A 13836-nucleotide genomic window follows, 5' to 3' on the forward strand; every position below is an offset into this window, starting at 1 on the left:
GCAGCAAAACAGCACCTGATAATGACAAAACTGGCCATCATCGGCGGAACCGGGCTGGATGAGATTCCGGACCTCGAGATTACCCATCGTGAAGTCTGCCATACTCCGTTCGGTGAGCCCTCCGCAGCATTGACCCATGGCAGCATTTCCGGACACGAGGTTGTGTTTCTGCCTCGTCACGGTGCCTCCCACATGATTCCACCACATCTCGTCAATTACAGGGCGAATCTGTGGGCGCTAAGGCATGTGGGTATACAGACCATTCTCGGTGTTGCAGCTGTAGGGGGAATTGGTTCCGAGATGGCCCCCGGACGCATTGTTATACCTGATCAGATCATCGATTATACATTTGGTCGTGAACACACGATTTTTGATAACGATTTGAGTCATGTGACCCATATCGACTTTACAATGCCTTACTGTGAGGAGTTACGTCAGGATTTGATTGAGGCGGGCCGTCTCAGTGGCGTGAAACCGGTAGCCGGCGGAACCTACGGCGCGACTCAGGGACCAAGGCTGGAAACAGCTGCAGAAATCATCCGTATGGAAAGGGATGGATGCGATTTGGTAGGCATGACGGGTATGCCGGAAGCGGCATTGGCCAGAGAATTCAATCTCTGTTATGCCTCATGCGCCGTTATTTCCAACTGGGCGGCAGGAAAATCGGAAGGGTCGATCAGTATGGGCGATATCGAAAAGAATCTGATCAAAGGCATGGATCATGTAAAATCCCTGCTTGTGGAGTTACTTAGAATCCGTGCCAGGTGATCGCTTAACCATGGCGTTACTCGATAGAATTCAATTAGATAAAAAACTATTAAAAACAATACTTAATGGGTTATTTCTAATTCTTATTCTGATATTTGCCAGGCAGCTTCGTGGAGATCCTTTCGAACTGGGTATGGAGTCATTGAAAGTCGGCGACTACGCCGAGGCGTTCTGTCTTTGGCGTCCGTTGGCGATGCAGGGAGATAGCGAGGCGGCTTACCATCTGGGGTGGTTGTATGCCAATGGTAATGGACTGCGCGTTGATATCCACAAAGCTGTCTACTGGTGGAGACAATCCGCTGCCGGTGGTCACCGTGATGCCATGTTCGCTTTGGCGCTGGCCTTTACCGATGGCGAGGGAATTGGCAAGGATCAGGAGAAAGCGATCGATTGGTACCTGAAATCCGCTGTTAAGGGACATGAAGATGCGCGGGAGATCGTCAAGATGAAACTGCGCAATGGCGAGCGGGCGATTCTCGATCGACTCAGTGAGTTGTTGACAGAGCCTTGGCTTGGAGATCGAGTCAATGTCGCCAGAGATAGGGTGAATATACGCTCGGGTCCCGTTGTCGACAAGGCTGTAGTCAAGCAGGTTATAATGGGACAATCACTCATCGTGATAGATCGTCATGGCGACTGGTATAGGATCCTTGATCCTGAAGACTTGAGCCTGGGTTGGATTGCGGCTTGGTTAACGGAGCCAAATCAATAATTTACTATTTCTTTTTTGAGACACCATCTTGGATTAGGTTACAATATCGCGAAGTTTATTTGCGTGCCTGAGGGGAATTAACATGGCTGACGAGACAAGCAGTGCTGAGGAAAAAGCTAAGAAGGATTCGGCAACAGAGACAGTGACAGTCAAAAAGAAGGTTGCCAAGAAGAAGAGTGCCAAGAAGAAGGTTGCCAAGAAAAAAGCGACCATAAAGAAAAAGGTCGTAGCGAAAAAGAAGGTTGCAGCCGGCAATGCGGCACCAAAATCAGCAACGCCCACAGCCGTTGCCGCTGCCAGCACCATGGCTTCCGAACCAAGTACGGCAGCAGGCAGCAAGCCAGCCCCAACAAACGTCACGATTCAAACAGAGTTGAAAAAAGATACCACACCGGAGGATTCATCGATGACAACAGATACAAAGAGCGCAAGTGGCTTTTGGTTAAAAGTCACCTTCTGGCTCGTCATCATCATACTGGGCTTTATGTATATCAGATCGTTGGCCAACAATCCGCAATCGGATGCCAATACCACAGCGATGGAGCAAGAGGCGGTCGAGACATCGGCCACAGCCGACTCTTCCGCAACAGATCAGGCTGCAGGGGAGATGGGCGCCTCCATGGCTTCATCCACTGAAGATGAAGGCAAGGCATCGACTGATGCGCCGCAACAGGGTGGAATTGAATCTGGCGAAAGCGTCTCCGCTACCGGGCAGGAGACCCAGGTCGAATCAGCTCCCGCTGATGCAGAGCAACAGACAGCTGCCGCTGATCAGGCAACCGCCGATGCAGGTACTGTTCAACAGTCCGTTGCCGCTGGTGCCGAAGCGACAGCATCCGATTCCCAGGAGACAACCTCGACAGCGGACCAGGTGCAGTCCATTCGCGATCTGCATGCCGAGTCTGTAAGTAAAATACTCAAAGAATTCGATGATCTTCGAAACGCCACCATGGCGGAGATGGAGGCAATGCGGAATCGGATCCAGGCTGAGCGCGAGTTGCAGGAAGCGATGGTTCCGCCGCCGCGACCGGCATGGACTGGACGGGGATATTCGCCTTATGGCGGCTATCCGCCGGCACGGCAGGGCAATTCACCCTACTATCGGCAGTAAACAAAAACGGGCGCCAAGCGCCCGTTTTTTTTAACCGCCGTAACCCACTTCCAAGTTCCGCTGGAAAGAGCGCCGGGCATCGGTACCGGACCGGAGCAAGATCAATTGAGATGAGCCAATGCCTGATCATAGTCAGGTTCCTGTACGATTTCAGGCACCAACTGGGTGTAGAGCACCCTATTGTTCTCATCCAGGACTACCACAGCGCGGGCACAGATACCGGCCAGAGGCCCATCTGTTATCAGAACACCATAATCCTTTGCAAAATTGCGATTCCGCATCATCGACAGTGATAACACATTGTCGATTCCCTCGGCACTGCAGAAACGTCCCTGTGCAAACGGCAGATCGGCCGAGATTACCAGTGCCACCGAATTGCTCTTATCGCCCATTGCCTGGTTGAATTTTACGGTCGATGTAGCACAGACGCCCGTATCGAGACTGGGAACGATATTCAGCAGTTTTCTCTTACCGGTATAGTTGCCGAGAGAGACATCCGAAAGATCGGCGGCTGCCAAGGAAAAATCGGGTGCTTCGGAGCCCACCGCCGGGAGCTCACCATTGGTGTTGATCTGATTGCCTTCTAAGGTGATTGTTGCCATGTTTCTATCCTGTTTTATCGGGAGGAAATTACGCGTGTTCAAACATAGGAATTGTATTGATATCAGCGGAAGGGAAAAACCCCCCAATTGATAAAGTTACTTGCCCGGCTTTTGCCCCAGTGGCAGTCCACGGATCAATCCCGTGCCGGACCGCTCAATGGGATGCGATCTCTTGGTAAACTGTGGGTGAGATCTCTTTCGTGATTGAGAGAATGCTTTGTTGCAAGGGGTCAGACAGCTCTCTGATATCCTCGATATTGATGATCTCTTCAAAAGATGGAATACCTGATATCTCCGTATTCTGAATGATAATGTCGTCAGATGGCAGGAGGGTTCTCAGGGGACAGGAGATGATAATTACCGGCAGTTCTCCCAACCCGTCATGGTGAGAGGTGTCGATAGTGAAACGCAGGCCTTGGAGTATATTCACGAGTCCCGGGCGTTTCTCCAACACCAGGTTCAGGGTCAGGCACTGCAGCAGGGCATGGGACAGCTCGTCCTCCAGCTGGTTGCGGTTCCCCTGCAGTAATTCAAGTAACCTTTTAGGATTCAGATCGGGATAAGAGAGGACCCATTTCAAGGGAGAGGTCACGGTAAGTGAGGCTGATTTATTCTCCGCAGTCGCTGTATAGGGATACTCGACCGCAGTCAGGGCAGGTGTGGCCGCAAAGATATCCAGGGGCGGGGATAGCTCGGTCTGCAGGGAAAACGGTATTTGGCCGGCGATCGCCTGATAGCGGCTTTTCAGGTCACGAAAAGCCATTTCCGCACCCTTAACAGGTGCTTTGGAACCTCCCCGGATGTATTCACCGAGGATCGGCGCCGGCGAAAAGAGCGGTCCCAGGGTTGACAAGTAGCCATTCAGATCGGTTTCGATCTTTTCCGATATAGATCTTGTCAACTTGCGCAATTCAAGGATTCTTGGGATATCGAAGGTTTCGTTCATCTGCTAGCCCGCTTTTATTATGAGTCCAGGTCATCCGTCTGATTGGGACTATCGTCCCCGCTTCCAGGGAACGCTAATCCAAACAAGGAGCAGGCGTCAATATGATTTTTTTTAATTGATCACCATTTGCTACACTCTATCAGGGAAAGCATAGACGAGACATAAGAATATGCATGCCTGGAGTGCGGCTGCTTATCCCGGATAATGCGGTAATGAAGGAGTGGGGGTTTGGACAAGCAAAAGCCTATGCCTGACACGATCGGAAGATTCAACCTGATTGAGGAGATCGGTGAGGGGGCGATGTCGATTGTCTACAAGGCATTCGACCCGGAGATCAATCGCACGCTGGCGATCAAACTCCTGCGCGGGGAGGTTGCGGCAGACCCGGAATACCGATATCGCTTCCTGCAGGAGGCCAAGGCGGCAGGGAAGCTCACCCACCCTAATATCGTCACCATTTTCGACGTCGGTGAGGTCGAACAGGGGCCCTATATCGCGATGGAGTTCCTTGAGGGCCGGACCCTCGAACAGATGATGGACTCCAACACCCCGATTGCCGTCAGAGAGGCGGTGGTGTATGGCATTCAATTGGCGGAGGCACTGGATTACTCCCATAATCGCGGCATCGTGCATCGGGATGTGAAACCGGGAAACATCATCTCCCCGGACGATGGCCATACGATTCGCATTACCGATTTCGGCATTGCTCATGTGGACTCCCCCAACAAGGAGCACCGCACCCGGATGGGGGCGGTACTGGGTACTCCGCAATACATGTCACCCGAACAGGTCGAAGGGTTTCCGGTCGATGGACGTTCCGATCTTTTTTCGCTCGGTGTCATTCTCTATCAGCTCATAACAGGGGAGAAACCTTTTGTCTCCGAGACCCTGACCTCTCTGCTGATGAAGATCGTGCAGGAGGATCCTCCGCCGATCGAGGACAAGACCGGGGAGATTCCGCAAAGCCTTATAAAAATCGTCGATAAACTGCTTAACAAGAAACCTGAACTGCGTTTTCAAACAGGTAAGGAACTCGCCACGGAACTGCGCAGTGTGGTACATGAGATCGATGAAAAGCAGCAACATCTCAATGAAACAAAGATCCTGCCGTTGCGAATCAAGTGGACCGCAGTGATGGCGGCAGTGGTTTCGATCGCAATGATCCTGGGCTCCTATCTTGTGTATCAAAAACAAGTGGATGCGATGATCGAACTGGCCCTCGACTCAGGTGGGTCTTTGGCGGAGTTTATCGCAGTGGAGAGCGCCGAGGCTGTGCTGATCCAGGATTGGGTCGCCCTGGAAACATTCGTGCATGAAATCAAACAGCGACAACAGATCAGCTACCTGAGAATTCTCGATCATAAAAAGATTCTGCGTGCCAGTACTTCTGTTGAAGAGGTGGGCAGGAAACTGCAAGCTGCCGAATCCCTGGAAATGTTGCGTGAAGACGACGGTATCACGATTTCCGAGAGGGAGTTGAATGATGAGATGGTATTTGATTTTCAGGCGCCGCTGGTTTTTCAAAACAAGCAAATCGGCAAGATACAGCTTGGCTTGTCTCAGACACCATTGCTGGCTGCCGCAGATCTTACATTCTACACCATGCTGGCGCTTCTGGTAGCGGTCGTGCTGACCGTTGTCATCGTCGCCTATCTGCTGGCTACGGGTATAACCGTTCCGATAAGGATTCTAAGACGTGCCATCGCTCATGTACATCATGGAAATTTGGGATATCGGATCAATAAAGAGCGAAACGATGAATTGGGATTGCTCTTTTCCGAGTACAACAGAATGGCGGACACGCTGCTTAAGCAACGCGAAGAGTATCAGTCTCAGCAGCAACAGAGTGTCACGCAAATTATTGAAGAAGGCGATGACACCACGAACATTGTTCATGAGCCTGTAGGAGAAGAGTCGCCCGCACAGGAGGAGCAGGCGCTTGCCACATCGGATCAGGAATTCGATGATGCCACCAGAATTATGCCGCCCAAGCATAAAAAATAACTGACTATAGGCGTCTCTCATATCGGCTCGTTATGCCTGTCAGGCCGTGTGGGGAGCTTGGAAGTGGTCACTACAGGAGGTATCGAACTGCAAACACCGAGGTACTTTTCAATGCGAATTTCGCTGATGAGATTTACACCGCTGATTATCTGTGCATTGATGGTTGCCGGTTGTTCCTCTCCCATACTTCGCTCCACATCCAGCCAGATTATCGCCAAAGACAGGGATTTCATTGTACTGCATGTCGGAAATGAAGATGCGCGCAGTTTGGCAAGGCGTTATCTCGGTGATGAAAAACGCTATTGGGTGATCGAGGATGCCAATCAAGCCACTCCGATAAAGGCGGGCCGGGAAATCGTGATTCCGTTGCGGACGGCGAATCCAACCGGGATTGAATATAGCGGATACCAGACTGTACCCATCCTCTGTTATCACCGTTTCGGTCAGCGTAGCGACCGAATGGAGGTTACGCCGAAGCAGTTCAGGGAGCAGATGGAATATCTGAAGAACAAAGACTACCGGGTGATACCATTGAAGGATCTGCTGGGATTTCTCAAGGGTGAGCGGCAATTGCCAAAACGCGCTGTCGTACTGACCATCGATGATGGACACCGTTCCATCTATAAAGAGGCATTCCCGATCCTCAAGGAGTACGGTTATCCTGCGACTGTATTCGTTTACAGCGACTACATGAACAATGGCGGCCTGAAGACATCGGAACTTACCGCGATGAAGAAGAGCGGTTTGATCAGCATCCAGCCCCATTCAAAGACCCATAGCAATCTGACTGTACAGCAGCCCGGAGAGAGCCGTAGCAAGTATCAACGCCGGGTACGCCAAGAGATCGCTGTCCCCAATGATAGATTGACCAAACACCTGGGGGAAAGACCGCGTTTTTATGCCTATCCGTTCGGCGACAGCAACGACCTGGTGATCGAAGAACTGCAAGCGAACGGCATGCAGTTGGGATTAACCGTTCAGCGTCAGCCCAACGCGGCCTTTACCTATCCCTATCTGCTTCACCGCACCATGATATTCGGTGACAGGGGTATGCAGGCCTTCAAGAAGAGCCTGGTGACCTTCAAGGCCTTTCGCCAATGATGCGATCATCAACACTGTTATCCAGCCTGTTACTCTCGGTTTGCCTCTTGTTGCATAGCGGCTGCTCATCTTCTCCCTCAGGCAAGGGCGCGAAATCGGGTAATTACGGTAACCCCGCCATCTGGCTGAATGCCGCTGAAGCACATGAAAGTAAAGGCGATCTGCAAAGTGCGCTGTTCGATCTCAAGGTGGCGAGAACCGTGTCGGCGCGGGATACGAAGATCAACGCCGCGATTAAACGGGTTGAAGCGAAGATCGCTGCGCAAAGCAAAAAAAAGATGAGTCAGGGCAAGCGAGCGGTTCGCCAAGGCAAGCTGAACCAGGCCAGGCGGTACTATCTCGAGGTACTTGGTCTGAACCCGAAACACAAACAAGCGCTTGCAGCCATGCGCAAACTTGATGAAAGAGCATCCAAGGCGTCGATGAAAAAGAAGGTTGCAGTTTCAAACCGCAACTACAACTACAGAACGAAAAGGTCGAAGCTCGCCAAAGGGTTCGAGGAGGAGGCATACATCTATTCACGCCAAGAGATATTGCAGGCAGAAGATAAACAATCAAATCCTGCAGAATATATCAAAGAGATCGAGACGCACTTGAATAGATTCCCCAAGGATAAAGAGGTGCGTGATCTGCTCTCAAAGACTCTTCTAAAGCATGCAAACAACGCATTCGAAGCAGAAGAATATAATGACGCCCTGAGCTATCTCAAACAGGCCGAGCGCGCCTTCAATGGTGATGCCAAAAGGCTTAACAAAATTCAGCAGCAGCGTAAGGCGTATGGCAAGGCGTTATACATCAAGGGTGTGAGGAGTTCTCGTGAAGAACCCGGAGATGCGATTAAGTATTGGGAGTATGCGCTCAAGTTCGATCCTGATGACAAAAAGAGCAGCTTGAGGTTGCGTAGTATCAAATCTATGTAATAGCGAAATACGGGATCTAATATAAATCAATATGTGAAATGCAATCCAAATACTCAGCCAGGTATATCCCGGACAGTCCAGTTGATTTTAAGCAGTTTCATTGCCCCAAGTGGCAGCAGAACGAACGCAAGGAGCAACAGCAGTTCATACCAATGCAGCACAACCAGGTTGGCGGAACCTGTGTGGTTGTGCCATAGGTAGAAGGCGTAGGCCATTAATGGTGAATAGAGGAGGACGATGGCGAAGCTGGTCATGAATAGTCTGAAGATATGAATAATCATGTTATCGGATAAAGGAACTGGATTCCTGGTTGGTTTTTTTGAAGTCGCAGTTACTGTTTGAAGGGATCCTGCCTGTAACAATCTCGGGTTCCTCTGATTGAATCCATTAACTATCAAATTTATTAGTGGCATCGGGAATCCGTTCTTGAGCCAAAGGGCTTTAATTGAGGGCAATAGAGGAATAAGATTCATCAATTGGGAATTAGAGGAGATATTTTGGGATGGAACAGTGGGTTCGATTTGAGTATCAGGGAGCTCAGGGTTTTGGTACCTTGAGCGACAGCCGGGTAACCCCTTTTGAGGGAAACATGTACAACGGAGCGGCGGCAACCGGGGAGACGCTGCCATTGGATGCGGTCAAGCTGCTGACCCCCTGTCAACCGACGACAATGATCGCGTTGTGGAACAATTTTCATTCCAGGGCGGCGAAGGAGGGTTGGTCGAGGCCCGATCATCCACTCTATTTCATGAAGGCGAGCACCTCTTTTCTGCCCACTGGGGGGACAATAAGGCGACCCGAGACCTATGACGGCCCAGTGGTGTACGAGGGTGAACTCGGCATCGTCATCGGCAGGCACTGCAGTAATGTCAGCGAGGATGAAGCCCGGGATTATGTATTCGGCTATACATGTGTCAACGATGTTACTGCCCGTGGCCTGTTGAGGGAGGATCCCTTGTTTGTCCATTGGACGAGGGCAAAGAGCTTCGACACCTTCAGCGCTGTCGGTCCGGTTATATCAACCGGCCTGGATGCGACAAAGTTGACGGTCAGGACATTGGTGGACGGGGTTGAGCTACAGAACTATCCGGTTACGGATATGTTTTATCTGCCTCATCAGATTGTCAGTCGCCTGTCCCATGATATGACGCTCCGTCCGGGCGATATCATAGCCTGCGGTACCTCCATTGGCGCCGGGCCAATGCAGCAGGGCTGTACCGTTGAGGTGCAGATTGACGGTATAGGGACCTTGGTGAATAGTTTTTGCTAGTGTGATCTGAAGGCTACTTCAATAACAGGGCCAATCCGCTGAAGACCAACAGCATGCTGATGGCGCGCTGAAAGGTTTGCTGTGACATATTGGTATGGATATGACCACCGATAAACATCCCGATGACCATTAGTGGGATAGCCACAGCCATCATCAGCATCAGATCCAAACTGAAAAAACCCGAAAAGACATATCCGGCGATACGCCCGGCCCCATCGAGCAGGAATATGGTCGCGAAGGTTGCTCTAAACTGGGTCTTTTCTATCTTACGGAATTTCAAGTACAAGACATAGAAGGGACCGCCGGTACCATACAGGGTACCGATCAGTCCGCCCATACTACCCGCGGGGACCGACCATAGCGACGAGACAAGCGTATTGCGGGAAAAGGAAAACAGTGAATAAACGGCAAACAACAGTACAAAGGTGCCCAATCCCATCTTCAGCGCCTCCATGTCCACAGACCTGAAGATAAAGAGAGCGGTTAATACACCGACAATCGCAAAGGGCAGCAGGGAGACGATCTCTCTCCATTGAATAGCCTCCCTGTGTTTGATGCCGTGGCTGGCCGAGGCGATGTAATCGAGAAAGACGATGAGTGGAACCGCCATCGTCAACGGCATCATCAAGGCAAGCAGCGGTATCGCTATAAGACCCGATCCGAATCCGGCAATGCCGCGCACCAGGTACGCCAGGCAGATGACACCTGTCGCGAAGATAAGATTGACCAGGGAGAGAGATTCAATCACGGCAGTCACTTATTATTGTTGTTGTCGGCTCATATATATCCATGCGGCGTATGCTTCCATGATTAACTAACTAAATCATTGATCGTGAGCAATATTTTCAAGTGTTTTTTTGATACTCCGTCGACGATTCACGGAGCCAACATCATTTGCTGATACATAAAGTATCAAAAAAGCCGTGATGGCATGATTAACCGGTAGCGGATGGATGTCAGATGTGCCAAAGGATGATGTCCATAGCGATATTGTCTTTCCAGGCAATGCCAAAAACTCCCTATAGTTCCATTGTATCGAGCAGTATTGCTGAACTTCGCTGTAGCAGCGAGAGACTGTCTCAGTTTTCAAGGCATGGAATGGATGCAAGAGGATATTATTATCCTGTACGTGACTCCCCCAATGCCGATGATGATCCATCATCCTGGTGGTTAAAAAACCACAAAATAGTGCCACTCTATCCGTTTGGCATGTTTGTACTTCTTATTGCGAGCTATATTACCGTTCAAGGATAGACCAGGCAACCAACACATCAAGTAGGAATTTATCCCAAAGAGATGATCGCATAGTGTTTTACTTGGTATTTTATGCCGGACTTCTCTTCTTTAAATCATTACCCGAATAAATGAGTGGCGTGGAGGGAATACGCCCAATATCTTTATGGCAACGTCTATTGCTTCCGTATCATTATTCGTTCACATGGTGATTGTCGGCGCGGGTGGTTCGTTTTTCTTCTCCCTATTTCACGACCCGTTTCAACTAGATGTTGACGTAATTCCCCCGGTTCTTTGCGCAGTGCCCGCTCTATCACTAACAGTGCTTCTGTATAACATCCCCGGTCAGCCAATACTTCAGCCAAATTGTTACGGGCTGCTATATGGTCAGGTTTTGCGCTCAGCAGACGCCGATAGCTCTGCTCAGCTGCCGTCAAATCACCTTTGGCATGCAGTGCGGCGGCAAGTCCGAACAGTGCTGTTGGGCTATCCGGCCATTGGGTTAGAGCCGCCCGGTAGGCTGAAATCAGACTGTCGACCGGGGCCAGGCGTTCCATGGCCGCCACAGATTTAAGGTATGGCAATTCTTCGGGCATTGCGGGCAATTCCCCGGGTTTCAACAACACCATGGCCCAGTGGCCACCACGTTTCCATGTGTCGACAAATCGATAGGTGGAAAGGATCTCCCGCCGGGTGATGCCTGATCGCAGGATTATCTCATCCGTTTCTGCCGAGTAACCGATTACCACCGCATAGTGCCAGACTGGCCATAGCTGCAGACCGAGGTTCTGCAATACCAGCACTGGACGACCTGCCTGCAACTCTCCAATCAGTGCGGGCAGGTCGGTTTCGATTAGATAGGGGATTCTGCCGAGGCGACGGCTGGCTGCCACCATCTCGATCTGCAGGCTGCCCTTTTTGTCCGGCAGATAGACGAGAGGGACCAGGGATTCGGCTGTTACCGATACACCTGAGTGGCCTAGCAGGGTGGCAAGCGCAGCCGGTCCACACTGATACTTCTTTTGTGGATGGAAGGGCGTGGTCTCAATCTCCAATCTCGAGATTGCTGTCTCAGTAGTGAGCAAGGACGGTAGGATTGGCGGCCGGCTTGCACAACCGGCCAACAGCAAAAACAGCACTGCAACGAGATAACGACACCATGCCATGCCAGTTCACCAAAGAACGCGTACTTTTTGGGACAGCTCTGTATCTTTGCTCAGTAAACCCGCTTAGAGCCTGGTGAAAACGTTGGTGACACCCAGTAGTTCCAATACAATCAATACAATGAGGACAGCGCCAAGGACGCCAAGAACACTACCGCCTGCCGGCAGTTCATCAATTTGCTGATTAAGCATCACAAGCTCAGCGTCTGTGAGTGCATCCAGCCGCAATTCCGCCTCCGCAGGATTGACGCCCATACCGACCAGGGTGCTGCGTACATCGTCACGGGTCATCGTCGAGCGGATTCGGTCTGTATACATTGCCCTCTCATCCATTTGAATAACCGTCATGGTATTGATTGGCGATGCGAGGACTAGGGAGGGAAAACCTATGAGGGCGGTATTAAGTGCAAGGGTGAGTATCAAAAAACGCTTAAGCAGGGATTTGAGCACTTGGTTCCTCCTTGGTCGTGGATATTAGCGCTGGATCTGACTATAGGGGTATATTACCGCTTTGAGGGACTGAGGCAATTACAAACCCTCTATGTTGACTTTGTTTTGCGACTTGATAGGGGGATCAGCAATTCAAATAGGAATTAAAGTACTATTACTGGATCCTCGATTAGAATCCACCCACTACCAATCATTCGCCAGGACCAATCTTTTGCAGCTGCTGTTTCATCTCTAATGCGCGTGCCTTGTAACCTGGTGCCAATGTATGGTTCGGATTCAACGCCAGTATCTTGTTCCAGAATGCTATTGCATCATCAAGTTCCTGCTTCCTGAAGAGCTGCATGGCGCGTCGGTGGTAGCTGTCCGTCAACTGATCGCGGACTGAGAGTTGTGATGCCGAGGCGGCCGAATTTTCCGGGTCGTATGTCAATACCTGGGTATAGGTCTGGTAAGCCTCTTCCAGGTTGCCTGCAGTTTGCTGATCTTGGGCTGCGCGCATCAACTTTTGTGCCTCGATCTTGTCTTCAACCTGAATCAGCTTGTTGATCGCTGCATCGTCGGATGAGTCGAGAATGATCAGTTTCTCTAAAATGGTCCTCGCGTTATCCAGGTCACCCCGGTTGATGAGCTGATCGGCATGTTCGTTGTAGTAGCCGGCGAGCAGTTTCGGCAGTTCCTGTGCATTGGGGTGTTGGCTAATCTCGTTTTCCAGCAGATAGATTGCTGCGCTGAGGTTGCCTTCCGCATGCAGTCCCATTGCAGTGCTGAGTGCTTCCTCCGCTGTCATTGCCGCAGGCTGTTCTTCAACAGCTTGCTCCACTGATGTCTGCAACGGTTCTTCGCTCTCCAGCAGTGCTTGCTCTTCCGGCATGGCGGGGGATGACTCCTCGATCTGAACTTCATCCGTCATTAAATCAGGCGTTTCCGTGGTTTCCTCATCTGGTGTCGGTTCAGGGGTTTCCTGCGCCACAGGGGCAGGTTCCGGTTGTGCTATCTTAGGTTTAGGTTTTTTTCTCTCCGGCATGACACCGGGTACCCGGATGCGCTGTCCCGGCGCAAGTTTGCTCGGGTTCTCCAGTTTGTTGTATCGTGCCAGAATGACGAACTTGAGTGGATCGTTGAGAAACTTTTTGGCAATGATGGAAAGCGAGTCTCCCTGTTCCACGTCGTAAAAGAAGCTCTTCATACCGAGATAGTCGATGGGATTGGCATCCATCTGCTCAAGCAGATTCGTAGCGATCTGCAGGGTGGGTTTTTCCTGTAGAGCCCAAGTGAGTTGCAGCCTGGCATTTTCATAGTCGCCCTGCTCGAGTTGTTGCAACGCCTGACGTACCCGTTGTGACGGGGACAGCGAGTCCGGCGGTATTGAGATGGTCTCCACCTCTTCCTGTGGTTCAGCCTGAACGGGTTCCGGCTGCTGCTGCGGGCCCATAGCCACACAGGCGGAGAGGCTCAAGTTAATTAGGCTTATGGTGAGGAGTTTGGCGAAATCTTGAATGTTCTTAACGCTATCTTTCACAACATTATGTCTCTCAAGGCCTGTTAACAATCATCCA

14 protein-coding genes are annotated in these 13836 nt (G+C 50.9%); 7 read left to right on the forward strand and 7 right to left on the reverse strand.

Features of this window, described 5'->3' with window-relative positions; genetic code table 11:
- Positions 1-15 precede the first annotated feature (15 nt).
- The 3 genes from AB8516_RS02515 (at position 16) to AB8516_RS02525 (ending at position 2591) form a co-directional block, all read left to right on the forward strand.
- Positions 16-768, forward strand: a complete 753-nt coding sequence (locus AB8516_RS02515; protein ID WP_369163218.1) for an S-methyl-5'-thioinosine phosphorylase — start codon at positions 16-18, stop codon at positions 766-768.
- A gap of 133 nt (positions 769-901) precedes the next feature.
- Entirely contained in the window at positions 902-1480 is a 579-nt protein-coding gene (locus tag AB8516_RS02520; RefSeq protein WP_369157752.1) for an SH3 domain-containing protein, read from the forward strand.
- 82 nt (positions 1481-1562) lie between these two features.
- Positions 1563-2591: a hypothetical protein gene (locus AB8516_RS02525; RefSeq protein ID WP_369157754.1), complete on the forward strand. Its 1029-nt coding sequence runs from the start codon at positions 1563-1565 to the stop codon at positions 2589-2591.
- Between the two features lie 101 nt (positions 2592-2692).
- On the opposite strand, the gene tpx is transcribed toward AB8516_RS02525, so the two are convergent.
- The gene (gene tpx, locus AB8516_RS02530; RefSeq protein WP_369157756.1) at positions 2693-3193 is read right to left on the reverse strand and encodes a thiol peroxidase; all 501 of its coding nucleotides are present in this window, start codon (positions 3191-3193) and stop codon (positions 2693-2695) included.
- A gap of 154 nt (positions 3194-3347) precedes the next feature.
- Positions 3348-4139 carry a hypothetical protein gene (locus AB8516_RS02535; protein WP_369157758.1) on the reverse strand — a complete coding sequence of 264 codons (792 nt, stop codon included), beginning with the start codon at positions 4137-4139 and terminating at the stop codon, positions 3348-3350.
- A gap of 246 nt (positions 4140-4385) precedes the next feature.
- Between AB8516_RS02535 and AB8516_RS02540 the strand changes: the two genes are divergently transcribed.
- From AB8516_RS02540 to AB8516_RS02550, 3 genes are all read left to right on the forward strand, one after another.
- On the forward strand, positions 4386-6143 hold the full coding sequence (locus tag AB8516_RS02540; protein ID WP_369157760.1) for a protein kinase domain-containing protein: 1758 nt from the start codon (positions 4386-4388) through the stop codon (positions 6141-6143).
- Positions 6144-6269: 126 nt separating this feature from the next.
- The gene (locus AB8516_RS02545) at positions 6270-7244 is read left to right on the forward strand and encodes a polysaccharide deacetylase family protein (protein WP_369157762.1); all 975 of its coding nucleotides are present in this window, start codon (positions 6270-6272) and stop codon (positions 7242-7244) included.
- Positions 7241-8164: a tetratricopeptide repeat protein gene (locus AB8516_RS02550; protein ID WP_369157764.1), complete on the forward strand. Its 924-nt coding sequence runs from the start codon at positions 7241-7243 to the stop codon at positions 8162-8164. Before AB8516_RS02545 ends, AB8516_RS02550 begins: the two co-directional genes overlap by 4 nt.
- 53 nt (positions 8165-8217) lie before the next feature.
- On the opposite strand, the gene AB8516_RS02555 is transcribed toward AB8516_RS02550, so the two are convergent.
- Positions 8218-8418, reverse strand: coding sequence for a hypothetical protein (locus AB8516_RS02555; RefSeq protein WP_369157766.1), 201 nt, complete (start codon positions 8416-8418; stop codon positions 8218-8220).
- 248 nt (positions 8419-8666) lie between these two features.
- On the opposite strand from AB8516_RS02555, the gene AB8516_RS02560 reads away from it, so the two are divergent.
- Entirely contained in the window at positions 8667-9434 is a 768-nt protein-coding gene (locus AB8516_RS02560; protein WP_369157768.1) for a fumarylacetoacetate hydrolase family protein, read from the forward strand.
- A gap of 13 nt (positions 9435-9447) precedes the next feature.
- Here the strand turns inward: AB8516_RS02560 and AB8516_RS02565 are convergent, their stop codons facing one another.
- The 4 genes from AB8516_RS02565 to AB8516_RS02580 form a co-directional block, all read right to left on the reverse strand.
- Positions 9448-10182 carry a sulfite exporter TauE/SafE family protein gene (locus tag AB8516_RS02565; RefSeq protein ID WP_369157770.1) on the reverse strand — a complete coding sequence of 245 codons (735 nt, stop codon included), beginning with the start codon at positions 10180-10182 and terminating at the stop codon, positions 9448-9450.
- Positions 10183-10843: 661 nt separating this feature from the next.
- Positions 10844-11833 carry a PA2778 family cysteine peptidase gene (locus tag AB8516_RS02570; protein WP_369157772.1) on the reverse strand — a complete coding sequence of 330 codons (990 nt, stop codon included), beginning with the start codon at positions 11831-11833 and terminating at the stop codon, positions 10844-10846.
- A 63-nt stretch (positions 11834-11896) separates the two neighbouring features.
- A complete protein-coding gene (locus AB8516_RS02575; protein WP_369157775.1) occupies positions 11897-12280 on the reverse strand; it encodes a PA2779 family protein in 384 nt (127 codons plus the stop codon).
- A 190-nt stretch (positions 12281-12470) separates the two neighbouring features.
- Positions 12471-13712: a LysM peptidoglycan-binding domain-containing protein gene (locus AB8516_RS02580; RefSeq protein WP_369163220.1), complete on the reverse strand. Its 1242-nt coding sequence runs from the start codon at positions 13710-13712 to the stop codon at positions 12471-12473.
- Positions 13713-13836: the final 124 nt, after the last annotated feature.

This window comes from Candidatus Thiodiazotropha sp. LNASS1 (assembly GCF_964212655.1).
Lineage (GTDB): Bacteria > Pseudomonadota > Gammaproteobacteria > Chromatiales > Chromatiaceae > Thiodiazotropha.

What these genes read in the sequence shown, in the direction of transcription:
- AB8516_RS02520 (WP_369157752.1), top strand. Translation starts at nt 902, where the DNA reads ATGGAGTCATTGAAAGTCGGCGACTACGCCGAGGCGTTCTGTCTTTGG.
- AB8516_RS02525 (WP_369157754.1), top strand. Translation starts at nt 1,563, where the DNA reads ATGGCTGACGAGACAAGCAGTGCTGAGGAAAAAGCTAAGAAGGATTCG.
- tpx (WP_369157756.1), bottom strand. Translation starts at nt 3,193, where the DNA reads ATGGCAACAATCACCTTAGAAGGCAATCAGATCAACACCAATGGTGAG.
- AB8516_RS02535 (WP_369157758.1), bottom strand. Translation starts at nt 4,139, where the DNA reads ATGAACGAAACCTTCGATATCCCAAGAATCCTTGAATTGCGCAAGTTG.
- AB8516_RS02540 (WP_369157760.1), top strand. Translation starts at nt 4,386, where the DNA reads ATGCCTGACACGATCGGAAGATTCAACCTGATTGAGGAGATCGGTGAG.
- AB8516_RS02545 (WP_369157762.1), top strand. Translation starts at nt 6,270, where the DNA reads ATGAGATTTACACCGCTGATTATCTGTGCATTGATGGTTGCCGGTTGT.
- AB8516_RS02550 (WP_369157764.1), top strand. Translation starts at nt 7,241, where the DNA reads ATGATGCGATCATCAACACTGTTATCCAGCCTGTTACTCTCGGTTTGC.
- AB8516_RS02555 (WP_369157766.1), bottom strand. Translation starts at nt 8,418, where the DNA reads ATGACCAGCTTCGCCATCGTCCTCCTCTATTCACCATTAATGGCCTAC.
- AB8516_RS02560 (WP_369157768.1), top strand. Translation starts at nt 8,667, where the DNA reads ATGGAACAGTGGGTTCGATTTGAGTATCAGGGAGCTCAGGGTTTTGGT.
- AB8516_RS02570 (WP_369157772.1), bottom strand. Translation starts at nt 11,833, where the DNA reads ATGGCATGGTGTCGTTATCTCGTTGCAGTGCTGTTTTTGCTGTTGGCC.
- AB8516_RS02580 (WP_369163220.1), bottom strand. Translation starts at nt 13,712, where the DNA reads ATGGGCCCGCAGCAGCAGCCGGAACCCGTTCAGGCTGAACCACAGGAA.